The sequence below is a fragment of the Nonomuraea sp. NPDC001636 genome (assembly GCF_040298265.1).
In the GTDB taxonomy this organism is placed as follows: Bacteria; Actinomycetota; Actinomycetes; order Streptosporangiales; family Streptosporangiaceae; genus Nonomuraea.
The window spans coordinates 74,642-101,445 of record NZ_JBEOZT010000012.1 but is presented as its reverse complement, the minus strand read 5'-3'; the positions used below and the strand labels follow the sequence as shown (position 1 = coordinate 101,445).

General features: G+C 73.7%; 25 protein-coding genes. 13 read left to right on the top strand and 12 right to left on the bottom strand.

The window, feature by feature from the left end; genetic code table 11:
* Window positions 1–11: 11 nt before the first annotated feature.
* From ABT158_RS23170 to ABT158_RS23155, 4 genes are all read right to left on the bottom strand, one after another.
* On the bottom strand, window positions 12–617 hold the full coding sequence (locus tag ABT158_RS23170) for a response regulator transcription factor (protein WP_352356499.1): 606 nt from the start codon (window positions 615–617) through the stop codon (window positions 12–14).
* Window positions 614–1,750 (bottom strand): sensor histidine kinase, encoded by a 1,137-nt coding sequence (locus ABT158_RS23165; protein WP_352356497.1) that lies wholly within the window; start codon window positions 1,748–1,750, stop codon window positions 614–616. The genes ABT158_RS23170 and ABT158_RS23165 overlap by 4 nt, the downstream gene beginning before the upstream one ends.
* Window positions 1,747–2,916 carry a hypothetical protein gene (locus ABT158_RS23160; protein ID WP_352356495.1) on the bottom strand — a complete coding sequence of 390 codons (1,170 nt, stop codon included), beginning with the start codon at window positions 2,914–2,916 and terminating at the stop codon, window positions 1,747–1,749. The genes ABT158_RS23165 and ABT158_RS23160 overlap by 4 nt, the downstream gene beginning before the upstream one ends.
* Before the next feature lie 189 nt (window positions 2,917–3,105).
* Entirely contained in the window at window positions 3,106–4,746 is a 1,641-nt protein-coding gene (locus ABT158_RS23155; RefSeq protein ID WP_352356493.1) for a bifunctional metallophosphatase/5'-nucleotidase, read from the bottom strand.
* A 112-nt stretch (window positions 4,747–4,858) separates the two neighbouring features.
* On the opposite strand from ABT158_RS23155, the gene ABT158_RS23150 reads away from it, so the two are divergent.
* From ABT158_RS23150 to ABT158_RS23115, 8 genes are read left to right on the top strand one after another with little or no spacing between them, the layout of a single operon-like run.
* Entirely contained in the window at window positions 4,859–5,722 is an 864-nt protein-coding gene (locus ABT158_RS23150; RefSeq protein ID WP_352356491.1) for a MurR/RpiR family transcriptional regulator, read from the top strand.
* A 9-nt stretch (window positions 5,723–5,731) separates the two neighbouring features.
* Entirely contained in the window at window positions 5,732–6,967 is a 1,236-nt protein-coding gene (locus ABT158_RS23145; RefSeq protein WP_352356489.1) for an ABC transporter substrate-binding protein, read from the top strand.
* The gene (locus tag ABT158_RS23140; protein ID WP_352356487.1) at window positions 6,958–7,842 is read left to right on the top strand and encodes a carbohydrate ABC transporter permease; all 885 of its coding nucleotides are present in this window, start codon (window positions 6,958–6,960) and stop codon (window positions 7,840–7,842) included. Before ABT158_RS23145 ends, ABT158_RS23140 begins: the two co-directional genes overlap by 10 nt.
* Window positions 7,839–8,642, top strand: a complete 804-nt coding sequence (locus tag ABT158_RS23135) for a carbohydrate ABC transporter permease (RefSeq protein WP_352356485.1) — start codon at window positions 7,839–7,841, stop codon at window positions 8,640–8,642. The genes ABT158_RS23140 and ABT158_RS23135 overlap by 4 nt, the downstream gene beginning before the upstream one ends.
* A 10-nt stretch (window positions 8,643–8,652) precedes the next feature.
* Window positions 8,653–9,399, top strand: coding sequence for a sugar isomerase domain-containing protein (locus tag ABT158_RS23130; RefSeq protein ID WP_352356483.1), 747 nt, complete (start codon window positions 8,653–8,655; stop codon window positions 9,397–9,399).
* Window positions 9,396–10,418, top strand: a complete 1,023-nt coding sequence (locus ABT158_RS23125; RefSeq protein WP_352356481.1) for a hypothetical protein — start codon at window positions 9,396–9,398, stop codon at window positions 10,416–10,418. The genes ABT158_RS23130 and ABT158_RS23125 overlap by 4 nt, the downstream gene beginning before the upstream one ends.
* Entirely contained in the window at window positions 10,418–11,404 is a 987-nt protein-coding gene (locus ABT158_RS23120; protein ID WP_352356479.1) for a BadF/BadG/BcrA/BcrD ATPase family protein, read from the top strand. Before ABT158_RS23125 ends, ABT158_RS23120 begins: the two co-directional genes overlap by 1 nt.
* A 59-nt stretch (window positions 11,405–11,463) precedes the next feature.
* Entirely contained in the window at window positions 11,464–12,324 is an 861-nt protein-coding gene (locus ABT158_RS23115) for a phosphotransferase family protein (RefSeq protein WP_352356476.1), read from the top strand.
* Window positions 12,325–12,345: 21 nt separating this feature from the next.
* On the opposite strand, the gene ABT158_RS23110 is transcribed toward ABT158_RS23115, so the two are convergent.
* Window positions 12,346–12,882, bottom strand: a complete 537-nt coding sequence (locus tag ABT158_RS23110; RefSeq protein ID WP_352356474.1) for a helix-turn-helix domain-containing protein — start codon at window positions 12,880–12,882, stop codon at window positions 12,346–12,348.
* A 53-nt stretch (window positions 12,883–12,935) separates the two neighbouring features.
* On the opposite strand from ABT158_RS23110, the gene ABT158_RS23105 reads away from it, so the two are divergent.
* Entirely contained in the window at window positions 12,936–13,829 is an 894-nt protein-coding gene (locus ABT158_RS23105) for an alpha/beta fold hydrolase (RefSeq protein WP_352356473.1), read from the top strand.
* Window positions 13,830–13,851: 22 nt separating this feature from the next.
* Here ABT158_RS23105 and ABT158_RS23100 read toward each other — a convergent pair whose 3' ends face one another.
* Window positions 13,852–14,454, bottom strand: a complete 603-nt coding sequence (locus ABT158_RS23100; protein ID WP_352356794.1) for a TetR/AcrR family transcriptional regulator — start codon at window positions 14,452–14,454, stop codon at window positions 13,852–13,854.
* A 121-nt stretch (window positions 14,455–14,575) separates the two neighbouring features.
* On the opposite strand from ABT158_RS23100, the gene ABT158_RS23095 reads away from it, so the two are divergent.
* From ABT158_RS23095 to ligA, 3 genes are all read left to right on the top strand, one after another.
* Complete coding sequence (locus ABT158_RS23095) at window positions 14,576–15,388, top strand: SDR family NAD(P)-dependent oxidoreductase (RefSeq protein WP_352356471.1); 813 nt, start codon at window positions 14,576–14,578, stop codon at window positions 15,386–15,388.
* Window positions 15,389–15,464: 76 nt separating this feature from the next.
* Window positions 15,465–18,608 carry an AfsR/SARP family transcriptional regulator gene (locus tag ABT158_RS23090; RefSeq protein WP_352356469.1) on the top strand — a complete coding sequence of 1,048 codons (3,144 nt, stop codon included), beginning with the start codon at window positions 15,465–15,467 and terminating at the stop codon, window positions 18,606–18,608.
* A gap of 70 nt (window positions 18,609–18,678) precedes the next feature.
* Window positions 18,679–20,754, top strand: coding sequence for an NAD-dependent DNA ligase LigA (gene ligA, locus ABT158_RS23085; protein WP_352356467.1), 2,076 nt, complete (start codon window positions 18,679–18,681; stop codon window positions 20,752–20,754).
* Window positions 20,755–20,797: 43 nt separating this feature from the next.
* Here the strand turns inward: ligA and ABT158_RS23080 are convergent, their stop codons facing one another.
* The 6 genes from ABT158_RS23080 to ABT158_RS23055 form a co-directional block, all read right to left on the bottom strand.
* Window positions 20,798–21,094, bottom strand: coding sequence for a hypothetical protein (locus tag ABT158_RS23080; RefSeq protein ID WP_352356465.1), 297 nt, complete (start codon window positions 21,092–21,094; stop codon window positions 20,798–20,800).
* A 63-nt stretch (window positions 21,095–21,157) separates the two neighbouring features.
* Entirely contained in the window at window positions 21,158–22,081 is a 924-nt protein-coding gene (locus tag ABT158_RS23075; RefSeq protein WP_352356463.1) for a hypothetical protein, read from the bottom strand.
* On the bottom strand, window positions 22,078–22,932 hold the full coding sequence (locus tag ABT158_RS23070; RefSeq protein ID WP_352356461.1) for a hypothetical protein: 855 nt from the start codon (window positions 22,930–22,932) through the stop codon (window positions 22,078–22,080). The genes ABT158_RS23075 and ABT158_RS23070 overlap by 4 nt, the downstream gene beginning before the upstream one ends.
* Before the next feature lie 157 nt (window positions 22,933–23,089).
* Entirely contained in the window at window positions 23,090–23,986 is an 897-nt protein-coding gene (locus ABT158_RS23065) for a hypothetical protein (protein WP_352356459.1), read from the bottom strand.
* 145 nt (window positions 23,987–24,131) lie between these two features.
* Window positions 24,132–25,055, bottom strand: a complete 924-nt coding sequence (locus ABT158_RS23060; RefSeq protein ID WP_352356457.1) for an endonuclease/exonuclease/phosphatase family protein — start codon at window positions 25,053–25,055, stop codon at window positions 24,132–24,134.
* 79 nt (window positions 25,056–25,134) lie between these two features.
* Window positions 25,135–25,710 (bottom strand): TetR/AcrR family transcriptional regulator, encoded by a 576-nt coding sequence (locus ABT158_RS23055; protein ID WP_352356455.1) that lies wholly within the window; start codon window positions 25,708–25,710, stop codon window positions 25,135–25,137.
* A gap of 65 nt (window positions 25,711–25,775) precedes the next feature.
* Here ABT158_RS23055 and ABT158_RS23050 point away from each other — a divergent pair, with 65 nt between their 5' ends.
* Window positions 25,776–26,729, top strand: a complete 954-nt coding sequence (locus ABT158_RS23050; protein ID WP_352356453.1) for an SDR family NAD(P)-dependent oxidoreductase — start codon at window positions 25,776–25,778, stop codon at window positions 26,727–26,729.
* Window positions 26,730–26,804: the final 75 nt, after the last annotated feature.

The window sequence follows — 26,804 nt, the reverse complement described above, 5'->3', positions numbered from 1 at the left end:
ACCCCGGCGGCTCAGAGCCAGCCCGCGTCGCGGGAGATGCGGATGGCGTCGATGCGGTTGCGCCCGCCGACCTTGCTGATCGCGTTCGACAGGTAGTTGCGCACGGTGGCCTGCGACAACGAGAGCTGGGTGGCGATCTGCGCGGTGCGGATGCCGGACGCGGCGGCGCGCAGCACCTCGGTCTCCCGGGCGGTGAGCGGGCTGCTGCCGGTCTCCAGGGCGGCGGCGACCAGCTCGGGGTCGATCACCCGTTCGCCGCGGGCGATGCGCCGGATGCCGTCGGTCAGGGTCTGGGCGGGGGCGTCCTTGACGATGAACCCCCGCGCGTGCACCTTCAGCGCGCGCAGCAGGTTCCCCGGCTGGCTGAGCCCGGTGAGCACAAGTGTGCGGCAGTCCGGCAGCCGCTGCGACAGCTGCTCGGCGGCCGACAGGCCGTCCAGGCCGGGCATGTCGATGTCGAGCACCGCGACGTCCGGGCGCACCCGGAGGGCGGCGGACAGCACCTCGTCGCCGCGCTCGATCTCGGCCACGACCTCCATGTCGTCCTCCAGCGAGAGCAGGGCGACCAGGGCCGAGCGGATCATGTGCATGTCCTCGGCGATCAGTACGCGGATCACGGGCCTTCCTCGGGAACCTCGACCGACAACCGGAAACGGCCGTCGTGGACGGCGGTGGACGACGAGCCGGACGCCGCGCGGGCGCGTTCGGTCACCCCGGCGAGCCCCGACCCTGGCCCCCCGACACCGCGCACGCCGTCGTTGACGATCTCCAACCGTACCCTGCCGCCGCCGCGGGCCACGGTGATCGCGCAGGTCGTGGCCTCGCTGTGCCGCAGCAGGTTGGTGGTGCCCTCGCGGATGGCCCACGCCAGCGCGTCGTGGGCCGGACCCGACAGCGACGGCAGCGCGGCCACGTCGAGCCGGGTGCCGACCCCGGCCGCGCCGAGCAGGGCCGCCGCGCCGTCGATCTCGGTGCGCAGCGACACGGCCAGCTCGTCGCGGGTGATCGCGCGGACGTCCCTGAGGGCGTCGCGGGCGACTCCGGTCAGGCTCTCGATCTCGGCACGGGCCGCGCCGGCGTCCTTGACGAGCAGCCGCAGGGCCAGGTCGCCCTTGAGGGAGATGGCCGACAGGCTCTGGCCAAGCAGGTCGTGCAGGTCGCGCGAGACCCGCACCCGTTCCTCGCCTACCGCGGCCGCGGCCAGCTCGGCCCGGGTGGCCTCCAGCTCCTCCAGCAGCAGCACCAGGCGGGCCCCGGCGACCAGCGCCCCGCCGAACACGGCCACGCCGAGCACGGGGTAGACGGCCAGCAGGAGGGCGTGCGGGACCGTGTCGCCGTCGTGCAGCATCTGCGCCACCTCCAGCGCGGCGGGGTGCAGGACCTGCGCGACGGCGGCCACCGCCCGCGCGGGGCCGCGCAGCAGCATGACGATCGAGGCCAGGGCGAAGACGGTCACGCCCTCCCACTGCGTGGCCAGCCACCACAGGGGCAGGTTCGCCAGCAACAGGAGCGCCGCCAGGGTCCACGGCCAGCCCGCCGGGCGCACGCCGCGGGAGGCGGCCAGGCTGTGGCGGAGCTGGAGCGCGAGGGCCACCAGGACGCCCAGGCCCGCCAGGACGGGGTCCCCGGACGGCCCCTCCATGCCCATGCCGATGTAGACCGGCACCTGCGCGGCCAGCGGGACGTGCAGCGCGACGAACGGCCGGTGCGGATGCCGCAGCACCCAGGCCGGCGGGATCTGCGCGGTCATGCCGGCACCTCGATCGTCTCGGTCACGTCGTCGGCGCGGACCTCCAGCAGCACCCGGCCGTCCGCGACGGTGGCGGCGATCGTGCAGGCGCGCACGCCGTCGGCGCGCAGCAGGCGGGTGACGACGGCGCGCAGGGCCGCCCGCGGGCCGGGCGGGATCGTCTCGGGGACGCCCTGCCTGGGCAGTTCCAGGCGGGTCGGCAGGCCCGCCGCCGACAGCAGCGTGGCGGCCGTCTCCAGCTCGGCCCGCAGCGACGGCTGCCGGTAGCCGCGCACCCGCCGTCTGGCCTCGGCCAGCGTGCGGCGCGAGTCGTCGGCGATCCGCCCGAGCTCCGCCGCCAGCCCGGGGGAGGGGCCGGGGGTGCCGCCAGGAGCGCTGCCGGGGGTACCGCCAGGAGCGCCGCCGGGGGTCAGGGCCGCCGCCGCGCGTTCGCCGCGGGCGGCGATCGACTCCAGCGCGCCGCCGAGCGTGCGGCGCAGGTCGTCGTCGATGCGCCGCCGCTCCTGCGCGACCGCCTGCTGGGCCAGCGCCTCCCTGGCCGCCTGCAGCCGGGTCAGCGCCGCGGCGAGCCAGACGAGCAGCAGCAACGCCCCGCTGCCGCACAGCACCGAGAACGCCGGCCACGACGCCACCTGCCACGGCAGGCCCAGCAGCAGCGCCACCGGCGCGGCCGCCGCCACCAGGGTCACCCAGACCAGGTACGACCACGGCGCCGGCAGCACCAGCACGGCCGACACCACGAGCCCCGCGTACGCCCGCGGCCACATGTTCCCGGCCAGGGGCGTCACGCCGAGCACGACGACGGCCATGACCGCGAACGTCCAGCGACCGGCCGGCGGACGGCGGGCGTGCGCGGCGTGCCAGACGTGGCGCAGGTGCAGGGGGAGGTAGGCCGCGGTCGCGGCCAGGCTCCACAGCCCGGTGCGGCTGTCGTTGCCCTCGTAGCCGAACGACAGCGTCACCTGCAGCAGCGGCAGCAGGGCGCTGCACACGACGGCGACGACCGGCGCCACCCGGACGACCCGGCCGGACCGCCAGAACTCCGCCCTGCCCGCCACCCTGCCCACCACCCGTCGACGTTCCCCGGGTGACCAGGGTAGGCCGCCCGGCCGGACGGCGGCCCGGCCCGGCCGCCGGGGCCGGACCAGGGTGAGCGGCAGGGTCATGAGGGGTCGTCGCCGCCTTCCTCGGGGGATGTCGAGGGCCTCAGCCTGCACCCCGGAGGACGGCGGCGAACAGATGCAGATGTCATCGGTCAGCCCGTGAGATTCGCGGCAGGTTCGTCCGGGTTCAACCCGCCTCCCGGATGGCCGGGCCGTGGTCCGCCGGGAGCATGGCGGGCGGGAGCAAGGCGGTTAGTTCACCCGGGTGACCCGGTTCAGGGCCGGGGCGGGCAGTGGGCTCTTGGCCCGGATGTAGGACTCGAACGCCTCGATGTCGCGGACCTTCTCCACCCGCTCGGTGCCCTCGGTCAGCACCGAGAAGCCGTCGCCGCCGGTCGCGACGAAGGAGTTGGCGGTCAGGCGGTACTTCGCGGCGGGGTCGACGACGGCGCCGTTGAGCTTGATGCTCGCCGGGTCGACGCGGTCGCAGGCGGGTCTGGCGTTGTCGTAGGTGTAGGTGAGTCCCTGCGAGACGCCGAGCACGCGCGCGGTGCTCTGGCCGCACCACTGCTGCTCCAGCAGCCGTTCGAGCTGGGCGCCGGTGAGCGTCATGGTGACGAGCATGTTGCCGAACGGCTGTACGCGCAGCGCCTTGCCGTGCGTCACCAGGTTCGACATCTCGTTGCCGGTGGGGTTGACGATCAGGTCGCCGCCGATGCCGCCGCCGTAGGGCGGCTGGACGGCGATCTGGGCGCCGCCGTTCTCGGCGGCGGAGGTGGCGAACAGGCGGGCGTCGGCCAGGGCGTGGCCGACGGTGGACTCGCCGGCGGCGTTGCGCTGGGCGGTCAGGTCGCGGGCGAGCAGGCCGACCGGCCGGTCGAGCAGCTTCTGCGCCTGCTCGTCGGTGCGGCGGCGCAGGGCGGCGATCCGGGCGTCGGGCTTGATGTCGTGGGTGACGGTGATGTTCTCGGCCTTGGCGGAGGTCGGGTTGCCGGTCGCCCGGTCGACGGTCAGGACGACCTTGGTGAGCTCGCGCGTGTGGGCGGAGGTCTGCGTGACCGGGATGCCGTTGACCACGCAGTTGTACGGGTTGTGCGTGTGCCCGGAGATCACGGCGTCGACCTCGGGGTCGAACCGCTGCACGATGTCCTTGATCGGCCCGGCCAGGTTGTTGCACTCGTTGGGCAGGCCGCCGCCGGTCTGCCCGCCGCCCTGGTGGATCAGGACGACGATCGTGCGCACCCCCTTGGCCTTGAGCTCGGCCGTGTAGGTGTTGACCGCCTCGGCCTCGTCGCGGCCCTCCAGCGGCTTGGTGGGGCCGGGGGCCTCGTTGAGCGCGTTCTTGTAGTCGACGCCGATGATGCCGACCTTGACGCCCTTGACCTCCTTGACGATGTAGGGCGTCAGCGCGGGCTTGCCGGTGGTGGTGTCGACGATGTTGGCGCCCAGGTAGGGGAACGCGGCGCCCTTGAAGCCGGGCAGCGCGCACCCGTCGATCGGGTGGCAGCCGCCGTTCTCCATCCGGCGGAACTCGGCGAGGCCCTCGTCGAACTCGTGGTTGCCGACGCTGGAGGCGTCCAGGCGCATCAGGTTGAGCGCCTGGATGCCCGGCTCGTCGTGCAGGGCGGTGGCGTTCATGGTGCTGGAGGAGTAGTTGTCGCCGGCCGAGAGCCGCAGCGTGCCGTCGGGGTTGTCGCGCTGGAGCCGGTCCATGTGGGCGGCCAGGTACTCGGCCCCGCCCGCCTCGACCGGCCCGGACGGCGTCATGGCGAAGCTGGTCGGGAAGCCGGAGTGGAAGTCGTTGAAGGCCAGTAACTGGATGTCCACGGCGTCGGCGCGGGCGGGCAGCAGGCTGGTGCTGCCGAGCACCAGCGCCATGAGGAGGTTGCGCATGGCCACGAAAGTGACATAGTCCCATCGAGTCACACAAGAGGGAAATTTTCTAACATTGGACGTCGAATGTGAACTATTGACATACCTTGCGGGAAGCGGGAGGGTTCCTCCCATGTCACCGATCCTGGCCAGAATCCGAGGGATCGAGCCCACCCTCACGGCCACCCACCGGCGCATCGCCGAGACGATCCTCGCCGAGCCCGCCGCCGTGGCCGCCTCGACCATCGGTGAGCTGGCGGAGCGGTGCGGCACCTCGCTCACCACCGTCACCCGCTTCTGCCGGCAGCTCGGCCTGGCCGGCTACCCCGAGCTCAGGCTGGCGCTCGCCGCCGAACTGGGCCGCAACGACGCCGCCCCGCGCGAGCAGGGCCTGATCGCCTTCTCCCCGGACGACCCCGCGAGCCTGGTGCTGCGCAGCCTGCTGGCCAGCGACCTGCGCGCCATGGAGGAGACGGCGGCCCAGCTTGACCTTCAGGCCGTGGACCGGGCGGTCGAGGCCCTGGTACGGGCCCGGTTCATCGACTTCTTCGCGGTCGCCGGCAGCGCGGGCGTGGCCATGGACCTGCACCTGCGCCTGCACGCCATCGGCCGCCCCGGGGCGCTGTGGACCGACGTGCACAGCGCCGTCTGCAGCGCCAACGCCCGCGACCGCGACGACGTGGCGCTCGGGATCTCCCACTCGGGCACCACGGCCGAAGTGGTCGAGCCGCTGGCCATCGCCAAGCGGCGCGGCGCCACCACCGTCGCGGTCACCAACTTCCCGCGCAGCCCGCTGGCCGAGGTGGCCGACATCGTGCTGACCACCGCCGCGCAGGACACCCCCTTCCGCGCCGGCGGCGTGGCCGCCCGGCACACCCAGATGCTCGTCCTGGACTGCCTCTACATCGGCGTCGTCCAGCGCACCCACGAGACCAGCAACCAGTTGCTCACCGCGGCCACCGACGCGGTCAGCAAGCACCGCCTGCCCCCACGCTAGGAGTTCCCCATGCGTCTTGCCGCCGCCGCTGTCGCCTTGGCGATGGCGGTCACCGCCTGCGCCCCTTCCGCCACGACGAGTGCCGATTCCGGCAAGATCACCCTGTCGGTCTGGGGCTGGGGCCCGGAGGCGAACTACGACAAGATGTTCGCCGAGTACGAGAAGCTCCACCCCGGCGTCGACGTGGACGCCCGCTCGTTCACCACGGCCTCCGAGTACGACACCATCCTGTCCACCGGCCTGGCCGGCGACAGCGGCCCCGACCTGGCCTGGCTGCGCGCCGGCGCCAACCTCCAGCCGCTGGTCGAGGCCGGACGGCTGCTCCCGCTCGACACCAAGGACGTGCCCGGCCTGGCCGCCTACGACGAGAAGGTCCTGCGCTACGCCAAGGGCGACAAGGACGGCAAGGTCTACGGCGTGCCGTTCGCCGTCCAGACCCTCCAGGTGATCTACAACAAGAAGATCTTCGCCGACAACGGCCTCACCCCGCCGAAGACGTACGCCGACATGATCGCCGCCGCCGAGAAGCTGAAGGCCAAGGGCATCGTGCCGTTCGCCTTCGGCGGCAAGGACGACTGGATGCTGCCGATCGTGGCCGGCATCTTCGGCACCGCCCACTGGGGCGGCGACGCGTTCATCGCCGACGTCAAGGCCAAGCGCAAGAAGTTCGCCGACCCGCGCTTCGTCGAGGGCATCGACCAGCTCAACAAGCTCAAGCCGTACTTCCCCGACGACGTGGCCGGCGTCTCCTACACCGACGCGCAGATCCTGTTCTCCTCCGGCAAGGCGGCCATGTTCCCCGGCGGCCTGTGGGAGCTGAACTTCTTCGGCGAGCACGCCAAGGACGTCGACCTGGGCGTCTTCACCCCGCCCACGCCCGAGGGGGAGGGCGTCATACCCGGCTTCACCGACGGCTCGTACGGCGTCAACGTCAAGACCAGGCACAAGGCCGAGGCGCTGAAGTTCGCCGCGTGGCTCGCCTCCAAGGACTACGGCCAGCTCTACACCGACACCTTGCGCATCTTCTCCGCCGTGCCCGGCGTCACCCCCAAGGACCCGCTGCTCAACGAGGTCTCCGCCACCTTCGCCCGGCGTGGCGGCACCTACTTCATGAACGAGTTCGCCTACGGCAACCCGACGTCGGCCACCGTGTTCTCCAAGGCGTTGCAGGAGATGCTGCTGGGCCGCATCAGCGCCAAGGAGGCCGCCGAGCAGCTCGACAAGAGCGTGGCCACATGGCTCTAGCCGCACGGCGGGGATCGTCGTACCTGTTCCTGGTCCCCGCCTTCCTCCTGTACTCGGCGTTCGTGGTCTATCCGCTGTTCACCGGGCTGACCTACAGCTTCTTCTCCTGGAAGGGCACCCTGCGCGACCAGCCGGCCGGGCTGGACAACTACGCGTACCTGCTGTCGGGCGCCTTCCTGGACCAGCTGCTGCCGGCGCTGGGGCACAACTTCCTGCTCTTCGCCGGCACCATGCTGGTGCAGAACACGCTGGGCCTGGCCTTCGCGCTGGCGCTGTTCCGCGTACGGCGCGGCAAGCGGGCCCTGCAGACCATGTTCGCGCTGCCGTACCTGGTCAACCCGCTGGTCATCGGCTACCTGTGGACCCTGCTGCTCAGCCCGGCCTTCGGCCCGGTCAACGCGCTGCTCAAGCCGATGGGCCTGGCGATGCCGTGGCTGGGCGACCCCGGCACCGCGCTGCCGACCGTCATCCTGATCACCAGCTGGCAGTGGGTGGGCTTCCCGATGCTGCTGTTCAGCGCCGCACTCGGCGGCATCCCGCAGGAGTACGCCGAGGCCGCCAGGACCGACGGCGCCGGCTCCTGGCAGGTGTTCTGGCGCGTCACGCTGCCGCTGCTCAAGCCGGCCATGGCCACCGTGACCATCCTCAGCTTCATCGGCAGCATGGGCACCTTCGCCCTGGTCTACGCCTTGGGCGGCTCCAACGGCGCCCCCGCGGGCGCGACCGACGTGCTCGGCCTGCTGTTCTACCGGACCGCCTTCGCCTCGGGCGACGTCAACGCGCTGGGCACGTCCTCGGCGCTGGCGGTCTTCATGTTCACCTTCATCTTCGGCTCGACGCTGCTGCTCGAACGGGTCCTGAGGAGGAAGCCGTGAAGGCCGTGGCGATCCGGGTCCTGCTGTGGGGCTACGCCGTCTTCTCCATGTCGCCGCTGCTGGTCATGCTGCTCAGCTCGCTCCGGCCGACCAGCGAGATCTTCGACCAGCCGCTCGGCTGGCCCAGCGGGCTCGGCAACTACGCCAAGGCCTGGACCGACGCCTCCTTCTCCACGTACGTGGTGAACTCGGCGATCGTCGTGGTCTGCTCGGTGCTGCTGGGCGCGGTGGTGTCGTTGCTGGCGGCGTACCCGCTGGGGCGCCGGGAGTTCCGGGGGCGCGGGCTGTTCGCCGCCTACTTCGTCTCGGGCATGACGCTGCCCGCCCACCTGGGCGTGCTGCCGCTGTTCTACCTGCTGGAGAGCATGGGCCTGGTGGACTCGCTGGCCGGGCTGGTGCTGGTCTACGCGGCCGGGTCGGTGCCGTTCAACGTGTTCGTGCTGACCGCGTTCTTCCGCCAGCTCCCGCACGAGCTCGACGAGGCCGCCGCCCTGGACGGCGCGGGCCCGTTCGCCACCTTCTGGCACGTGCTGCTGCCGCTGGTACGGCCCGCGCTGGCGACCGTGGTGGTCTTCCAGTTCGTGCCGATCTGGAATGACTTCTTCTACCCCCTGGTCCTGATGCGGGACGAGAGCAAGCTGACCCTGCCGGTCGGTCTCACCCACTTCTTCGGCCAGTTCCAGAACGACTGGGGCACGCTCTTCGCCGGCCTGGTGATGACGACGATCCCCCTGGTCGTGCTCTTCATCCTGGCCACGCGCCAGATCGTCGCCGGGCTCACCGCCGGCATGAACCGTTGAGGACAGTTTGATGGATCTTGTGATGGCCTTCGCCGACGAGACGCGCTCGCGGCTGGACCGGCTGATGGACGAGCAGCTGCCCGCCATCAGGCGCGCGGGCTCGCTGGTCGCGGCGACCGTGCGCGCAGGAGGCGTCCTGCACGCCTACGGCACGGGACATTCGGAGGCGGTGGCGCTGGAGGTGGCGGGGCGCGCGGGCGGGCTCATCCCGACCAACCGGCTGACCCTGCGCGACCCGGTGGTGCTGGGCTCGGCCGATCCCGGCGACTTCGACCCGCTGGCCGAGCGCGACCCGGCCACCGCCCACCAGGTGCTGGCCCTGCACACGGTGGAGGACGCCGACGCGTTCGTGATCGCCTCCAACTCCGGCGGCAACGGCTCGACCGTGGAGATGGCCCGGCTGGTCAAGGAGCGCGGCCTGCCGCTCGTCGCGATCACCTCGCTGGCCCACTCGACCGCCATCACCTCGCGGCATCCGTCGGGGGAGCGGCTGTTCGAGCTGGCCGACATCGTGATCGACAACCTGGCCCCGTACGGCGACGCCGTCCTGCCGGCCGAGCACGGCCCGGTCTGCGGCATCTCCTCCATCACCTCGGCGCTGATCGTGCAGCTCATGGTGGCCGAGGCGATCGGCGAGCTCCAGGCGGACGGCACGGTCCCGCCGGTCTACCTGTCGGCCAACATCCCCGGCTCCGACGCGCACAACGACGCCCTGGTGGCCCGCTACGCCGGCCGGATCAGGACGGGGGCGCTGTGAGCCTGACGATCGCCGCCTTCTGGCCGCCCCCGCCGCACGAGACGACGGCCGCCCGCTACCGGGAGATCGCCGAGGCCGGGATCGACCTGGTCATCACCGGCAACTACCTGAGCGACCGGGTCATCCTGCGGCACGCCCTGGCCCGCGCCGAGGAGGCCGGGCTCGGCGTGCTGGTCGCCTCCGACCCGCGGGTGGACGTGCTCATGCGCGATCTGGACGTGGACCCGGCGCCGCTGATCGCCCAGGTCGTCGAGGACTACCGCCCGTTCCGCTCCTTCCGCGGCCTCAGCCTGATGGACGAGCCGGTGGCCGAGCAGTTCCCGCGGCTGGCGGCCGGGGTCGCCGCCGCGCGGGCGGCCGGCGCGTTCGCCTACGCCAACCTGCTGCCGAGCCACGCCACCGGCCCCTACGACGCGTACGTGGGGGAGTTCGCCCGGGTCGTCCGGCCGGACGTGCTGTCGTTCGACCGGTACCCGTTACTGACCGGCGGGTTCGACGAGGGCTACTTCGCCGACCTGGCCACCGTGCGCGAGCACGCCCGCAGGGCCGGGCTGCCGGCCTGGATGTACGTCCAGACGCTGGCCTACGACGGCCACCGCGAGCCGTCGGCCGCCGAGCTGGCCTGGCAGGTCAACACCGCCCTGGCCTACGGGTACACCGGCATCCAGTACTTCACCTACTGGACGCCCGACCCGGCGCGCGGCGAGGGCTTCCAGCCGGCGCTCATCGGCGGTGACGGCGTGCCGACCGAGCGCTACGGCGTCGTGCGCGACCTCAACACCCGCTGGCTGCGCCCGGTGGCGGCCGAGCTGACCGGGTGGACGTCGGCCGAGCACGCCGGCGACGTCCTGGTCGGCCACTACGGTGAGCGGCGGCTGGTCTGCAACGCCCGCTTCGACCGGCCGGCGGAGGTCACGCTCGACGGGATCACGCAGGCGTTCGACCCGGCGACCGGCTCCTACCAAGCGTGTGGGGCCACCCTCACGCTGGCGCCCGGCGCGGCGCGGCTGGTCCGGTGATGCTCTTCGCCGGGGTGGACGCCGGCGGCACCACCACCCGCGCCGCCGTGCACGCGGCGGACGGCGCCAGGCTGGGGCACGGCACCGCCGGCCCCGGCAACCCGGCCGCGCACGGGCCCGCGGCGGCCCGCCTGGCGATCGGGCAGGCCCTGCGCCGCGCGCTCGACGGCCTGGACCCCGCGCTGGTGGCCGCCTCGGTGGCCGGCGTCGCGGGCGGCGACGACGCCTTCGCCGCGACGCTGGGCCGGACGTGGGCCGAGTGCGGCATCGCCGCGCCGCCGCGCATGGTCGGCGACGTGGAGATCGCCTACGCGGCCGGGACCGCCGCGCCGTCCGGCACGCTGCTGCTGGCCGGGACGGGCGCCGCGGCGGCCCGCTTCCACGCCCGGGCGGTGACCGCGGTGGCCGACGGGCTCGGCTGGCTGCTGGGCGACGAGGGCGGGGGGTTCTGGATCGGCCGGGCGGGGGTGCGCGCGGCCGTCCGCGCCCTGGACCGGCCCGGCGACGCCGTGGATGACGGCCGTCCCGAGGGACGCGTGGGTCGCGCTCCGGGCGCCGGGCTGCCGTACGGGCCGCTGGTCGAGCTGGTGGGCGCGCACTTCGGGGTGACGGGGGAGCCGCGGCGGCGGGCGGACCGGATCGTCCGGCTGGCCCAGGCTGACCGGATGCTCGTGGCCGCCGCCGCGCCGCTGGTGTCGCGGGCCGCCGCCGCCGGGGACGAGTGCGCGGCCGGCATCGTCGCCGAGGCCGCCCGGCGGCTGACCGCGACGGCGGCCCGGCTGCCCGGCGACGGACCGCTGGTGCTGGCGGGCGGGGTGCTGACCGCGGACGGCCCGGTGCGCGCCGCCGTCCTGCCCCGGCTGGCCGGGCGGCGGGTGACGACCGCCCGCGACGCCACGGCCGGGGCGTGCTGGCTGGCCGCCCTCGACCGGCTGGGCGACCGGGCCGCCCACGAACGCTTCACGGCCCTTGCGCCGCCCCGCTAGTACGGTGACCGGGGCGGCGGGCACCGTGCCCGTGCCACGGAAAGGACGGTCCGCATCTCATGCAGGTTGCGCAGACGAATCGTGCTCTGCTGAGCCGGCTGCTGCCGGGCGTCGAGGCGGAGCGGCTCACCGTTCGCCAAGGGCAGTCCCACCAGGTGGTGATCGGCGCGGATCGGGTCGTGTGCCTGCCGCGCACCGAGGCCGCGGCCGCCCGGCTGCCGCAGCGGGCCGCCGTCCTGCGCCTGCTCGCCGGGTTCGACCTGGGCTTCCGCACGCCCCGGCCGTTGCCGGAGGCCGGTGCTCCCGGCCCGGACGAGCCGCGGTTCCTGGTCCTGAGCCGCGTTCCCGGGGACCCGCTGGAGGCCGGCGAACTCGAAGATCCCCGGGTGGCCGAGGCCGCGGCGGCGCAGTACGTCACGCTGCTGCGCGAACTGGCCAGGATCGGCGCGCAGGACGACGTGCGGGCGGCGCTGCCGGCGCCGCGGGATCGATGGCGGCACTTCGCGGCGGGCGTCCGCGCCGAGCTGTTCGGGCTCATGTCCGCGCGCGGACGTCAGCGGGCCGAGCGGGAGCTCGCGGCGCTCGACGGCCTTCCCGACCTCACCGACGCCGTGGTGCACGGTGACCTCGGCGCGGAGAACGTCCTGTGGGAGCACGCCGACGGGCTGCCGGTGCTCAGCGGGGTGATCGACTGGGACGAGGTGACGCTCGGCGATCCCGCCGAGGACCTGGCGGCCGTCGGGGCCGGGTACGGCACGCCTTTCCTGGATCGGGTGCTGAGGCTGGGAGGCTGGTCGGACGGCACGACGGCCGCCCGCGTCGCCGTGATCCGCGCGTCCTTCGCCCTGCAGCAGGCCCTGTCCGCGCATCGGGACGGCGACGAGGAACAGCTTGCGGACGGCCTGACCGGCTACCGCTGAACTCGTCCGGGGGAACGGGGCTCAGGCGGACGGCTCCTCGGCCGGGAACAGGATCGGGCTGATCAGGTGGCGGGTGCGCTCGGGCGTGGGCGGGTTGGCGATCCTGGGCAGCAGCGCGGCGCGCAGGTCGGCGATCAGCGCGGCGCGTTCGTCGGGGCTGAGCCAGATGGCGTGCTGCCGGTAGCCGACCAGGTCGGCGGCCGGATCGGCCTGGTCGCGGTCGAGGTAGGCGCCGAACTCGGCCAGCAGGGCCGCCATGGCCACGGCGAACGCGCGGCGGTGGTCCTCCCGCGAGGCCGAGGCGGCGGTGTCGGCGTCGATGGCCGCCCGCGCCGGGCGCAGCCGGTAGCGCCGCTCGACGGCCCCGCGTACGCGCTGCTCGCCCTCCACGTCGAGCAGGCCGCCCTCGGCCAGCAGGCCGACGTGCCGGTAGACGGTGGCCTTGGAGACGTCGGGCAGCAGGTCGCACAGGTCGGAGGTGGTGAGCGTGCGGCCGCCCGCCATGGCGTGCACGATGCGCAGCCGTACGGGGTGCAGAAGCAGGTCCACCGTGTCCATGGACGTACGATCTCACACCTGCTACCTTTCTCAAAGCTGAGAAAGGACGAATCATGACCCACCACGCCCTGGACGCCCCTCCGCTGGGCCGCCTGCACGACGTCGGCGGCCGCCGGATCATGCTGCACCGCTCGGGCTCCGGCGGCCCGCCCGTGGTGTTCCTGCCCGGCGCCGGCGCCGTCGGCCTGGACTATCTCAACGTGCACGACCGCGCCGCCGAGCTGACGACCAGCGTGCTCTACGACCGCGCGGGCACCGGCTGGAGCGAGCCGGTCGAGCTGCCCCGCACCGCGGCCGAGGTGACCGACGAACTGCGCGCGGCGCTGGCGGCGGCGGGGGTGCGCGGCCCGTACGTGCTGGCCGGACACTCCCTGGGCGGCGCGTACGCGCGCCACTACGCCCGCCGCTTCCCCGGCGACGTCGCGGCGCTGCTGCTGCTCGACCCCTTCCACGAGGACATGGCCGCCCGCGCGCCCCGGCAGGCGCGCGAGATGCTCGACCGGATGCGCGAGCAGGCGCTCCCGGAGCCGACGCCGGAGCAGCTCGACGCCGCCCGCCCGGCCGTCGAGCGGCTGCTGGCCGCCTGGCCGGACGGCGTGCGCGAGGCCCTGGTCGACCACCACCTGACCGCCTGGCGCGCCGGCTGGCTGGAGGGCCGCAACCTCTACGACGAGGTCTCCGCGGAGTTCAGGGCCGCGCCGCCGGCGCCCGACGTGCCGGTGATCGTGCTGTCGGCCATGGGGGCGGACGCCACCCAGTCCCAGCTCTGGCCGGAGGACGTGCTGCGGGAGATCAACGCCGGCAAGCTCGCCCTGCACGCCGAGCTGGCCGCCTCCTTCCCGCGCGGCGAGCACCGGGTGCTGGAGGACGCCGGGCACGGCTGGCTGCACGAGGAACGGCGCGACGCCGTGCTCCAGGCGCTGGCCGACCTGCTGCGGGCCTTGTGAGACTCGGCGACCCGGCCGCGGCTCAGGGGCGCAGGGCCTTGAGCGCCAGGTCTACCAGCGCGTCGGCGTACTGCGGGGTGAGCGGGCCGGAGCGCAGGAGCCAGCGCTGATAGAGGGGGGCGTAGAGCAGTTCGAGCGCGAGGTCGAGGTCGGCGTCGGGAGCTAGCTGGCCGGCCTGCTGGGCGCTGCGCAGGCGGGCCTTCTTGGCCTCGTCGACCGGGCCGGCCAGCTTCTCGCGGTATTGGGCGGCCAGCTCGGGGTCGGCGACGATCTCCAGGTTGAGCGCCCGGATCGGCGCCTCGAAGGCGGGGTCGGCGAACTCCGCCACGGTGGCCCGCATGACGGCCTTCAGGTCGGCCTCGATGTCGCCCGTGTCGGGCAGCGTCACGCCTTGATCGCCGTTCCCGCCCTCGCTCAGCGCGAGGAAGGAGTCGAAGACCACGGCCCCCTTGGACCGCCACCACCGGTAGATCGTCTGCTTGCCGACGCCGGCCCGCGCGGCGATCGCCTCGACGGAGACCTTGGCGTAACCCACCTCGGACACCAGTTCCCTGGCGGCCTGGAGGATCGCCTGCCGGGAGCGCTCGCTGCGGCGCGCGGGATCGGGCTGCTTCACGCCGCCCATCATAGCCCATCAACGAGACGAGACGGTCCGTCTTGACAAGTCACCGGTCCTTGCTGGCACACTGGCGGACATGCGGCGAGACGGACCGTCTCGTCTTGAGCGAAGAAGGAGGCGAGAGCGCATGCGCGTATGGTTCGTCACGGGTGCGTCCCGGGGGCTGGGCAGGGCGTTCACCGAAGCGACCCTGGACCGGGGCGACCGGGTCGTGGCCGCCGCCCGCGACATCGGCCCGCTGGCCGAGCTGGAGGCCCGGCACCCGGGCTCGCTCGTCCGGCTGCCGCTCGACGTCTCCGACCGCGCCGCGGTGCGCGAGGGCGTGGACCAGGCGGTGGCCGCGTTCGGCAGGCTCGACGTCGTGGTCAACAACGCCGGCGGCATGCTCTTCGGCATGCTGGAGGAGGCCACGGAGGAGCAGATCAGGGCGCACTTCGACGTCAACCTGTTCGGCGCGATCTGGGTCACCCAGGCGGTCGTGCCGTACCTGCGGGCCCAGGGGTCGGGGCACATCCTCCAGGTCACCTCGATGGGCGCGGGCGGCGGCATGGCCTCGGTCGGCCTGTACGCGGCGGGCAAGTCGGCGCTCGACTCGGTCACCCAGGCGCTGGCCATGGAGCTCGCGCCGTTCGGCGTCAAGGTCACCAACCTGCAGATGGGCGGCTACGACACCGGCCTGTTCACGATGGGCACCACGGCCACCGAGCCCGATCCGGTCTACGACGGGCTGCGGGCCGAGCTGGCCGCCATGTGGGGCGAGGACGCCGGCCCGCCGCCGAGCAACGCCGCGCCCGTCGTCATGGAGCTCGTGGACCTGCCCGAGCCGCCGCGCCGGCTGATCGTCGGCAGCCGCTCGTACGACCTCGTCCAGCAGATGGACGAGGCCCGCACCGCGGAGTACCGCGCCTGGGAACACCTCAGCCGCAAGGCCGACGGCTGACCTCGGGGGACCGGTTCCAGGGGGCGGACGGGCGGGGATGGGCCAGGCGTTGTCCTGGTTCCGGCACAATTGCGGTGTGCGAGTCGGATTGCTGGGGCCCTTCGAGGTCCGGAACGCCCAAGGGGCCGTGGTCGAGGTCCCTGGTGTCCGGCTGCGCGCGCTGCTCGCTGCGCTCGCCCTGGAGCCCGGCCGGATCGTCACGCGCGCGCGGCTGATCGACTGGATCTGGGGGGAGCGGCCGCCCGCCGACGAGGTCAACGCCCTGCAGGCGCTGGTGTCCAGGCTGCGCAGGGTGCTGCCCGACGGCGTGATCGAGGCCGACTCCGGCGGCTACCGGCTGGCCGTGCCGCGCGAGGCGGTGGACGTGTGCCGCTTCGAGCAGCTGATCGTCCAGGCCCGCGGCGCCGCGCCCGCCGCCCGTGCCGACCTGCTGCGCAGTGCCCTGGAGCTGTGGCGCGGCGCCCCCATGGCCGACATCGCGATGCAGGACAGCGACGCCTTCGACGCCGTGATCACCCGGCTCGACGACCTCCACGTCGCCGCGCTCGGCGACCGCATCGACGCCGACCTGCGGCTCGGCCGGGGCGCGGAGCTGGTCACCGAGCTGACCGGGCTGGTGGCCGCGTACCCGCTGCGCGAGGGGTTCGTGGCGGCGCTGATGCGGGCGCTGGCCGAGGCGGGCCGCGGGAACGAGGCGCTGACCCTCTACCAGCGCACCCGCGAGCGGCTGGCCGACGAGCTGGGCGCCGACCCGTCGGCCGAGCTGGCGGAGCTGCACACCGCGCTCCTCCGCGGCGAGGTGGGGGAGCGGACGGACAACCGCAGGACCAACCTGCGCGCCGAGCTGACGAGCTTCGTCGGCCGGCACGACGACGTCTCATCGGTCGCCGACCTGGCCACCAGGTACCGTCTGGTCACCCTGACGGGGGCGGGCGGCTCCGGCAAGACGCGGCTGGCCACCGAGACCGCCCGTACGATGCTCCCCGAGCTGCCCGACGGCGCCTGGCTGGTCGAGCTGGCCCCGGTCCGGGCCGGCGGCGAGCTGGCGCAGGCCGCCCTGACCACGATCGGCCTGCGCGACCAGGGCATGCTCGGCGGCGGGCGCGGCGGCGACCCGATGGACCGGCTCATCACCGCCATCCGCGACCGCTCGATCCTGCTCATCCTGGACAACTGCGAGCACGTCATCGAGGCCGCCGCATCGTTCGCGGACCGGCTGCTGGGCGAGTGCCGCGGCCTGCGCGTCCTGGCCACGAGCCGCGAGCCGCTCGGCATCACCGGCGAGGTGTTGTGGCAGGTCGAGCCGCTCACGCTGCCCGCCGAGGGCTCCTCGCCGGCCGAGAGCGGGTCCTCGCCCGCGGTGCGGCTGCTGCGCGACCGTGCGGACCTGGTGCGCAAGGACATCGGCTCCGACGCCCCCACCCTCGCGGCCATGGCGCGGATCTGCCGGGCGCTCGACGGCAACCCGCTGGCGATCGAGCTGGCCGCGGCCCGGCTGCGCACGATGTCGGTCGACCAGCTCGCCCGCCGTCTCGACGACCGGTTCCGCCTGCTGACCAGCGGCAGCCGTACGGCGCTCGCCCGGCACCGGACGCTGCGCGCGGTCGTCGACTGGAGCTGGGACCTGCTGAGCGAGGCCGAGCGCGGCGTGCTGCGCCGGATGTCGGTGTTCTCCGGCGGGGCGAGCCTGGAGGCGGCCGAACGCGTGTGCGGCGACGAGGCGTCCGCCGGTGAGCTGGTCTTCGACGTGCTGACCGCGCTGACCGAGAAGTCTCTGCTGCTGGCCGACGACGAGGGCGCCCCGCGCTACCGGATGCTCAACACCATCAGGGAGTACGCGGCCCAGCGGCTGGCCGAGGCCGGGGAGTCCGAGGCGGCGCGGCGGGCGCACCTGGCCCACTTCACCGAGCTGGCCGAGACCGCCGACCCGCACCTGCGCCGGGCCGAGCAGCTGGAGTGGCTGGCGGTGCTCGACGCCGAGCACGACAACATCATCACGGCCCTGCGCGGGGCGATCGCCGAGGGGTGGGCGTACGAGGCGATGCGGCTGGTCGGGGCGGCCGGCTACTACTGGTTCCTCAGCGGCCACCGGGCCGAGGGCGCCGAGCTGAGCATCGCCGCGTCCGGGCTGGAGGGCGAGGTGCCCGACGAGGTGCGGGCGATGGCGTACCTCATGGTGACCATGTTCGTGACGTCCGGCGTGGGCGGCGACCAGTTCCAGGCGCGGGAGTGGATCCAGGAGGCTCACCGGCTGGCGCTGAGCAGCGGGTCGCGGCGGCCGCTGCTCGGGTTCGCCGCGCTGCTGGAGCGCACGCTGCAGGGCCCGGCGGCGTTCCTGCCCGCGTTCGAGCCGCTGATCGCCGACGCCGACCCCTGGGTGCGGGCGCAGGGCAGGCTGGCCGGCGGCCGGTTCCGGCTCACGCTCGGCGGCGACGAGACCGACGTCGATCTCGACGCCGAGACCGCGCTCGCCGAGTTCCGCGCGCTGGGCGACCGCATGGGCACCTCCCTGGCGCTGACCTTCCTGGCCGATCGGCTCGCCATGCGCGGCGAGTTCGCCCGTGCCTGCGAGTACTACGCGGAAGGCGCCGTGGCGCTGACCGAGGTGGGCGCGACCGAGGACGTCGTGGGCGTGTGGGCCCGGCAGGCCCAGCTCCAGTGGCTGCTCGGCGACGAGCGGGCCAGCGCCGCCGCCATGGCCGAGGCCCAGCGGCACGCCGACGGGATCGTCTGGCCGGACTCCCTCGCCGAGCTGGCGCTCGGGCAGGCGAAGCTGGCGCGCTGGCGCGGCGAGCCGGACCGGGCGCGCGAGCACCTGGCCACCGTCCAGGCGGCGCTGTCGAACGACGAGATGGTCGCCTCGGTCCGCTCCACGATCATGGACCTGAACGGCTACCTCGCCGAGGACGTCGAGCAGGCCCGCGCGTACCGGCGCAGGGCGTTCGACGCGGCCGTGGAGAACATGTTCCCGCCGACCATCGCCGAGGCGCTGGTCGGGATCGCCGACGTCGCGCTGCGCGAGGGCCAGGACGAGCAGGCCGTCCGGCTGCTCGCGGCCAGCGAGGCGGTGCGCGGCACGCCGGACCGCTCGCTGCCGGACGCCGCCCGCATCGCCACCCAGGCGCGCGAGCGCCTCGGCGAGACCGCGTTCGCCGCGGCGGACCTCGACGGCCGCCGCCGCGACTTCCGCGAACTGGCCGAGCTCACCCTCGCCCGCTGAACAACGGGCGAGGTCACCCGGCCGGAGCCGTTGGTTCGGAATTGTCGGTTGCGGACGGCATTGTTATGGCATGACCGAGACGCCCCCTTTCACCGTCCTCGCTGATGACACGGCCTACGCCGAGGCCGTGCAGCTCGCCGTGGACTCCGCCGCCGCCTACTACGCCGACGGCACCTCCACCCTCGACGACGACGCCTACGACCGGCTGGTGCGCGGCATCCAGGCGTACGAGGAGGCCCATCCCGAGCAGGTGCTGCCGACCTCGCCGACGGGCAAGGTCGCGGGCGGCGCGGTCGTGGGGGACGTGCCGCACACCGTGCCGATGCTGAGCCTGGACAACGTGTTCGGCGCCGAGCAGCTCGCCGACTGGGCCGCCTCGGTCGAGCGCAGGCTGGGCCGTCCGGTCACGGCGTGGAGCGTCGAGCCCAAGCTCGACGGCCTGGCCATCTCGGCCCGCTACCGCGGCGGCCGGCTGGCCCAGCTCGTCACCCGGGGCGACGGCACCGCGGGCGAGGACGTCTCGCACGCCGTCGGCACCATCGTCGGCCTGCCCGAGCGGCTGGCCGAGCCGGTCACGGTGGAGCTGCGCGGCGAGGTCATGATGACGACGTCGCAGTTCGAGGAGGCGTGCGCCAAGCGCTCGGCCCACGACGGCACCACGTTCGCCAACCCGCGCAGCGCCGCCGCCGGCACGCTGCGCGCCCAGGACCGGCCGTACGTGTGCGAGCTGACGTTCTTCGGCTACGGCGCGCTGCCCGCGCCCGGCGACGACTCCGAGCTGGCGACGCGGCTGCGCGAGCTGCCGCACAGCCAGGTCATGGAGTGGGTGGCCGGTCAGGGCGTGCAGACCACGGCCGCCACCGCGGTCGCCGGGATCGTCACCGACACGCTGGAGCGGGTGCAGGAGCGCGTCGGCGAGATCGCCGCGGCCCGCGCCGGGCTGCCGTTCGGCATCGACGGCATCGTGATCAAGTGTGACCTGGCCGCCGACCAGGCCGAGGCCGGGTTCAGCTCGCGCGCGCCGCGCTGGGCGACCGCCTACAAGCTGCCCGCCACCGAGAAGATCACCAAGCTGGTCGGGGTGGAGTGGAACACCGGCCGCACCGGGATCATCGCCCCGCGCGCCGTGCTGGAGCCGGTCGAGCTCGACGGCAGCGTCGTCACCTACGCCACCCTGCACAACGTCGCCGACATCACCCGGCGCGGCCTGATGCTGGGCGACAGCGTGGTGGTCTACAAGGCGGGCGACGTGATCCCGCGCGTGGAGTCGCCGGTGGTGCACCTGCGCACCGGCGAGGAGCAGCCGATCCCGATCCCGCAGGTCTGCCCGTCCTGCGGCGACGCCATCGACAGCTCGCAGGAACGGTGGCGGTGCGTGCGCGGGCGGGCCTGCCGGGCGATCGCCTCCATCGTCTACGCCGCCGGACGCGACCAGCTCGACATCGAGGGCCTGGCCGAGAACCGCATCAAGCAGCTGCTGGACGCCGGTCTGATCGCCGACTTCGCCGACCTGTTCTTCCTGACCCGCGAGCAGCTGCTCAGCCTGGAGCGCATGGGCGAGACCAGCACCGACAACCTGCTGGCCGCCTTCGAACAGGTCAAGAGCCGGCCGCTGAGCCGGGTGTTCGCGGCGCTCGGCGTCCGCGGCACCGGACGGTCGATGAGCCGCCGCATCGCCCGCCACTTCGGTTCGATGGAGGCCATCCGGGCCGCCGACGCCGCGGCGATCCAGGCGGTCGAGGGCATCGGCCCGGAGAAGGCGCCGGTCGTGGTGGCCGAGCTGGTCGAGGTCGGGCCGCTGATCGACAAGCTGGTCCAGGCGGGCGTCAACATGGCCGAGCCGGGCTGGACGCCCCCCGCCGAGCCCGGCGCCCCGGAGAGCGGCGGCGGGTCCGGGCTGCCGCTGGCCGGGATGTCGGTCGTGGTGACCGGCGCGATGAGCGGCGCGCTGGAGGCGTTGAGCCGCAACCAGATGAACGAGCTGATCGAGCGGGCCGGCGGCAAGGCGTCCTCCAGCGTCTCGGCCAAGACGTCGTTGCTGGTGGCCGGGGAGAAGGCCGGTTCCAAGCGGGCCAAGGCCGAGAGCCTGGGCGTGCGGATCGTGACGCCGGAGGAGTTCGCCGAGCTCGTCGCCTCCCTGCCGTAGCCCGAACGCCGTGCGGGCGTGGTGGCCGGTCAGCGGGACGGCTTCAGCCGCGGGACCGGTCCCGCGCCTTCCCGGCTCCCGCGGTCCGCCCCTTCGGCTGGTCGAGCTCCGGCGGCGGGACCCGCCACATGCTCTTGCGGAGCCGGCCGACGAGACCCGCCCGTCCGAGCATGACGAGCCCCAACCCCAGGCACACACCACCGGGGTAGGGCATCGCGTGGTCCAGCCAGGAGACGCCGTTCTCCGCGGCCGTACCTCCGATGAAGGCGCAGAAGAGGCCGCCGGCCAGCCAGGCCAGGGCGAACAGGAGGTACTGCCAACGTGGCCGTAATCGAGGCACAGGATCAGTGAAACCCGCGGCCCGGCGAACCGCAACCGCCCGCGGGCGGGGCGGAACGGCGGGTCAGTGCGGGCAGTCGGGGGGCAGCCGGAACACGCCGAACTCCAGGCGCAGCGAGTCGTCGGCGGGCAGGGCGATCGCCCGCGCCGACAGGTCGGACATCCAGCAGGCGGGCAGGAGGAAGTACCGCTGGTTGGAGTTGATCAGCAGGCGCAGGCCGGTGTAGCGGTAGCGGTACATCGCGCCGGGGTCGGGCAGGGCGGTCTCGGTGATGCCCGGCCCCTCCAGGTTCAGGCGCCGCGCCGCGTAGACCACCGTGCTCGGCAGCCTGCGCATGTCGGCCAGCGTCCGGTCGGCCTCCCGCGCTCCGCGTGACTGCGCGAAGAGGGTGATCCCCCACAGCAGCAGGAACAGCAGGAGCGCCATGCAGAGCGTGCGCCGGACGAGCTGGTCGGTGGTGGAGGGCGTGGGACGCCGGTCGAGCCGCTGCCGCAGGGAGGAGCCGTAGACCAGCAGGAAGACGCCCAGGCCCAGGCAGAGGGGCATGGCGTAGGGCGGCAGCGGCCGCCATCCGGCCAGGCTCGCGATGCCCGCCGCGGCCCCCGCCACCCCGAGGACGGCCATGCCCCTGACCGCCCACCTGGCGACGGAACGATGCCGCTCGGCGGACCGGGTCAGCCACGTGTGCACCGGCGGCGCGACCAGGGCCGCCACCAGGACGAGGATCAGCGGCTCGGCCGCCAGCGTGACGCTGCGCAGCGCGTAGTCCTGCAGGGACAGGCCCAGCATGCTCTGGTCCACGCCGAGGCGGGCGTACATGGTGTTGGTACGGACCGCCCCGAAGTACACCATGATGGCGGCGATGAAGGTGGTCGGCGTCACGACATGGGCGAGGATCCGCCACAGGCGGGACACGTCCTGGCCGGTGCCGCCGTCGCCGTCCGGGTCGTCGTGCGGGGGTTCGGCGGCGGGCGGTGGGGCGGTCACGACGGGGCCGGCGCCGGGCCGGTCTCCTCCGGCGACGGCTCGGGGTGGTCGCCGGGCGGCCCGGTCCCGCCGCCGGTGTCCGGGGGCTCGCCGGGCGACCCGGAGGACGGCTCGCCCGGCGAGGGCCCGGCGGGCTCCGACGGCTGCGAGGGCCCCGGCGAAGGCCCGGAGGAGGGCCCGGAGGAGGGCCCGGAAGAAGGCTGGGACGAGGGCTGCGAGGAGCCGGGCGGGGCGGTGAGCGTCGCGCACTCCGGGAGGGTTTGCGTGCCGGAGACCACCGCGCACGCGTTCCTGAGGTAGCCGTCCGGGACCTGGCCGCCCTCCCGCTCGATGCGGGCGATGACCTGCCGGACCCTGTCGCGTTCGCCCAGCGCGGCGGCGCTGACGAGTTCCGCCTGGTCGAGCATGGCGAGCATCGGGCTGCGCAGCTGTTCGGGGATCTTCGCACGGAGACCGTTGGCGGTGTCGGCCTGCTTGATCGACTCGTGCCACTTCCCGCTGTTCGCCTTGATCACCGAGCCGCAGGCGTTGGCCACCGCCTTCTCGCTGTCGGAGCTGCGGGGGTCGGCGGCCACCTGGTCGATCTTCTGCGCCGCCGGTCCGGCGAAGTCCCGGCCCTGGAGGATCTTCTGGCAGTCCAGTCCGACCTGCATGGTGGGGTCGGGGAGGTCGCCGGCGTCGTCGGGGACGATCGGGGCGTCCGGCGTGATGACGGGCCGGGCCTGCCTGGGCGCGCCGGGTCCGGCCTCGCCCGCCCCCGAACCGTCTGGACCGTCCGGACCGCTGCCGCCGCCGCAACCGCCGGTCAGCACCACGGCGGCGAGCACCGTCACCACCGCCCGCCAGGACATCCCCACCGTTCCCCCGAATACTCCACGACCCGTCGGAAACAGGTCATACCGCTGCCAGGCGGACGCCACTCTCGGACGACCCGAAGCTGGGAAATCCTTTGTCCGGGATCGGGGCGGGAAGGCGGCCGGGCCGGTGGTCGCGGCCCGGCCGGGTGTGTCAGGCCGGCGGCACCGCGCCGTTCTTGGAGACGGGCACGGCGAGCTGCGAGGCGCCGGTGAGCCTCAGCTCCTCGACGGGCAGGTTCGCCAGCACCGGGTTCAGGTGCTTCAGCGTCAGCGACACGATCGGGGTCGCCGGGCTGGAGACGTCGAACTTCTCCAGGTCGACCCAGCGGACGAGGGCGAACGCGTCCGCCGGGATCTGGTCGCCGCCCTTCTGCACCGGGACGCAGAGCTGACGGGCGGCGGCCACCTGCACGGTCCTGGGCGGGATCTGGTTGACCAGGACGGGGTTGAGCTGGGTGAGGTTCAGCGCCTTGTTCATCGACGGGTTCGGCGTGTGCCCGTAGCACAGCAGGTCGATGTGCGAGACGACGTTCAGGATGTCCGGCGGCGGGACGACGCCGTTCTTGCTGACCGGCACGCACAGCTGCTCGGGCGAGCCCAGCGTGACGCTGAGGCCCGGCAGGCCCTGCAGGACGGGGTTGAGGTGGCGCAGCGACAGGGGCAGGTTGATCTGCGGGCCGCTCACCCGGTAGCAGGACAGGTCGACGTACCTGACGAAGTCGAGCGCGGGAGACGGCGGGATGACGTTGTTCTTGGCCACCGGCACGCACAGCTGCTCACGCGGGCCGAGCGTGACCTGCACGGGCGGCTGGTTGGCGAGCACCGGGTTGATGTGCTTCAGCGTCAGCGCGACGGCCGGCGGCTGGTACGTCGTGGTCTTGAAGCAGTCGAGGTCGAGGTTCGACACGAGCTCCTTGGCCGTCGGCAGCGCCAGGGCCCCGGCGGGGGTCGCGACGAGGAAGGCGGCGGCGAACACGGCCAGACCAGCGGATAAGAGACGTCTTACCGCGGTCGTGGCGTGACGGTGGGGGGCAGGTCTTCCGTTCATCCATCCTCCTGGGCGGTGATGTGCCTTGACTGTGCGCCCGCACGACCTGCCCGACAAGGTGGATGGCCGCTGTTTGACAGGCCCCTGTCAGCAGGCCCGGGACCGTGGCCCGCCCCGTGCTCCCCGGGGCGGGCCACGCCCGTGCTCACGACAGGGTGACGGTCCCGACCAGCACGCGGTGATCGGAGCACAGGCCGCCCGGGTTACCGGTGCACGTGGTCGCGGGGGCGAGCGAGTCGGCCGCGTAGGCGCCGCTGATCCGGTCGGCCCTGGCGAAGATCATGTCGAGCTTCGTCCCCGAGCCGCAGGGGCCCTTGCCGTCCGGCGTGCTGACGGTCAGCTCGCCGTAGCCGGGGCAGTTGCCCGCGTCGGCGTCGTCGAGCTCGTGGTAGCGGCCGGTGTTGCCGCCGTTGTTGGGGGTGTTCACGGTGGGGGAGTAGTAGCCGTTCAGGCGGGCGGCGTCGGGCGGCAGGTTGAAGTCGCCCGCGACGACCACGGTGTCACCGGCCGCGTGGTACGCCTCCAGCCTGGTCAGCACGGCGTCGAGCTGGGCGGCGCGGTAGGCGTCCACGTAGGTGGTGTGGGTGACGCAGAACCGCAGGCCGGGGCGGGACTGCAGGGGAGCGCAGAGCATCTTCCGCTTCTCGGTCTTGCCGTCGTCGGGCAGGGTGATCCGCTCGGCGGCCCCCAGGGGCTGCTTGCTGAACAGGGCGTTGCCGTACTCGCCGCCGCCGCACGGCCCGCCGGTCTGGGCGGGGTAGGTGGCGACGAACCGGGCGAAGTTGCCGCCGTCAGCGGGCCAGCCGGCCTCCCGCAGGCCGGTGACCAGCGCCTGGTACTGGCTCGCGCACAGCTCGTTGAACGAGACGAGGGTCGCGCCCCGCGCCACGATCGAGCCCACGGCGGCCCGGACCATGCCGTTGCCGGTCGAGCCGTGGTTCAGCGTGTTGCCGGCCGCGTTCCAGTGCCAGACGGTGACGGGCGTGGCGGCTCGGGCCGCGCCGGGCACGGCCGAGACGGCCAGGACCGACGAGACGATCACAGCGGCCAGGCGCCTGGGAAACCACACGGGCTCGCTCCCCGAAGTCGATGATCAGTGACGTACAGCGGACCAGAGCCGGGTGCGCCGCGTCAACGCCCCGCCGCCGTCAGGCGCGCTCCGACCAGCCGGACTCCAGGAGGTCGAAGACGGCGTCGAGGGCGGCGCGCGGGTCGGGCTCGGCGCCGGCCAGCTCGGGGATCTCCAGCACGTAGCGGGCCAGCGCGCGCACGGTCATGTCGGCCGGGTCGCGCCCGGTCTCTGCCGCGAGCGCCTCGGCCAGCGGGCCCTCGGCGGCGATCCAGAGGCGGCGCGAGTACTCCCGCAGGGCGGGCGTGCCCACGATCAGGTCGCGTTTGCGCCGCTGCTCGGGCGGCAGGTCGCCGGCGAACGGCCCCCGCTCGGCCAGGCAGTTCCGCAGGGCCGCCAGCACGCTCTGCCCGGCGGGCCGCTCGCGGACGGCGGCGGCCAGCCAGACGTGCCGTTCGTCGCCGTCGTCGAAGATCAGCGCGTCTTTGCCGTCGGGCACGTGCGCGAACAGGGTTGCGATGGAGACGTCGGCCTCGTCGGCGACCCGGGCGACGGTGACGCCGTCGTAGCCGTGCTCGGCGAACAGCCGCACCGCGGCCTCGGCCAGGGCCTTGCGGGTCTGCGCCTTCTTGCGTTCGCGGCGTCCTGTCGTCATGCTCTCATCGTAGCAAAAACTAGAATGATTCTGAATTCATAGCGACTACAGAAATGAGCGCTCCCGTGTCCTCCTCCACCGCGCCCTGGGACGTCCGGCGCCTGCCGTCCGCACAGGGCAGGCACTTCCTGGTCACCGGCGGCAACGCCGGTATCGGCTACTTCGTGGCCGAGCAGCTCGCCGGCACCGGCGCCACCGTGATCCTGGGCAGCCGCGACCCCGCCAGGGCGGAGACCGCGGCGCTGTCCATCCGCAGCCGGGTCCCCGGCGCGCGCGTCCGGCAGGTGCCGCTCGACCTGGCCGACCTCGCCTCGGTCGGGGCCGTCGTCGCGGCGCTGGGGCTGCCGAGCCTGGACGCCGTCGTGTGCAACGCCGGCGTGCTGCTCGACCACCCGCCGCGGCGCGAGACGAAGGACGGCCACGAGCTGATGTTCGCCACCAACCATCTGGGCCACTTCGCGCTGGTCGCGCACCTGGCGCCGCTGCTGGCCGCCGCCCCCGCCGCCCGGGTCGTGACCACCGGCAGCCTCACCGCCAGGTCCGAGACCCTCGACCTGGACGACCTGCAGAGCCGCGGCGACATCCGCCCCAAGCGGGTGTACGCGCGCTCGAAGCTGGCGCAGATGATCTTCGGCTTCGAGCTGGACCGCCGCCTGCGCGCCGCGGGCGCCACCACGGCGAGCGTGGTCACCCATCCCGGCGGCGCGCTCGACTCCCTGACGCCCTCGCGGCCGGTCCGGCCGCGCACCGCCGGTGAGCGGCTGCGCGGCCTGCCTGCCGGGCTGCTGCTGCAGGGCAAGGAGGCCGCGGCGTGGCCGGCGGTGCGGGCCGTGCTGGATCCGTCCGTCCGCGGGGGTGAGCTGTGGGGGCCCAGGGTGCTGGGGATGCGCGGCCTGCCGGCCCGCGAACCGGTGCGCGGGCACCTGGCCGACCCCGAGCTCGCGGCCCGCCTGTGGGCCGCCAGCACCGCCCTGACCGGCCTGGACCCCTTCGCGCCCGGCCGCACGCCTTCCGGGTGACCGGCGTCCCCGCGTCGCCGACGCCGTGGTGCTACGCTTCGACGATCGTGCCCGGGTGAGGGCTCAACGACGGCT

Excerpts from the sequence above, each read along its gene's own strand:
- ABT158_RS23165 (WP_352356497.1), bottom strand. The coding sequence starts at position 1,750 with ATGACCGCGCAGATCCCGCCGGCCTGGGTGCTGCGGCATCCGCACCGG.
- ABT158_RS23160 (WP_352356495.1), bottom strand. The coding sequence starts at position 2,916 with ATGACCCTGCCGCTCACCCTGGTCCGGCCCCGGCGGCCGGGCCGGGCC.
- ABT158_RS23155 (WP_352356493.1), bottom strand. The coding sequence starts at position 4,746 with ATGCGCAACCTCCTCATGGCGCTGGTGCTCGGCAGCACCAGCCTGCTG.
- ABT158_RS23150 (WP_352356491.1), top strand. The coding sequence starts at position 4,859 with ATGTCACCGATCCTGGCCAGAATCCGAGGGATCGAGCCCACCCTCACG.
- ABT158_RS23145 (WP_352356489.1), top strand. The coding sequence starts at position 5,732 with ATGCGTCTTGCCGCCGCCGCTGTCGCCTTGGCGATGGCGGTCACCGCC.
- ABT158_RS23140 (WP_352356487.1), top strand. The coding sequence starts at position 6,958 with ATGGCTCTAGCCGCACGGCGGGGATCGTCGTACCTGTTCCTGGTCCCC.
- ABT158_RS23130 (WP_352356483.1), top strand. The coding sequence starts at position 8,653 with ATGGATCTTGTGATGGCCTTCGCCGACGAGACGCGCTCGCGGCTGGAC.
- ABT158_RS23120 (WP_352356479.1), top strand. The coding sequence starts at position 10,418 with ATGCTCTTCGCCGGGGTGGACGCCGGCGGCACCACCACCCGCGCCGCC.
- ABT158_RS23115 (WP_352356476.1), top strand. The coding sequence starts at position 11,464 with ATGCAGGTTGCGCAGACGAATCGTGCTCTGCTGAGCCGGCTGCTGCCG.
- ABT158_RS23110 (WP_352356474.1), bottom strand. The coding sequence starts at position 12,882 with ATGGACACGGTGGACCTGCTTCTGCACCCCGTACGGCTGCGCATCGTG.
- ABT158_RS23105 (WP_352356473.1), top strand. The coding sequence starts at position 12,936 with ATGACCCACCACGCCCTGGACGCCCCTCCGCTGGGCCGCCTGCACGAC.
- ABT158_RS23100 (WP_352356794.1), bottom strand. The coding sequence starts at position 14,454 with ATGGGCGGCGTGAAGCAGCCCGATCCCGCGCGCCGCAGCGAGCGCTCC.
- ABT158_RS23095 (WP_352356471.1), top strand. The coding sequence starts at position 14,576 with ATGCGCGTATGGTTCGTCACGGGTGCGTCCCGGGGGCTGGGCAGGGCG.
- ligA (WP_352356467.1), top strand. The coding sequence starts at position 18,679 with ATGACCGAGACGCCCCCTTTCACCGTCCTCGCTGATGACACGGCCTAC.
- ABT158_RS23070 (WP_352356461.1), bottom strand. The coding sequence starts at position 22,932 with ATGTCCTGGCGGGCGGTGGTGACGGTGCTCGCCGCCGTGGTGCTGACC.
- ABT158_RS23065 (WP_352356459.1), bottom strand. The coding sequence starts at position 23,986 with ATGAACGGAAGACCTGCCCCCCACCGTCACGCCACGACCGCGGTAAGA.
- ABT158_RS23055 (WP_352356455.1), bottom strand. The coding sequence starts at position 25,710 with ATGACGACAGGACGCCGCGAACGCAAGAAGGCGCAGACCCGCAAGGCC.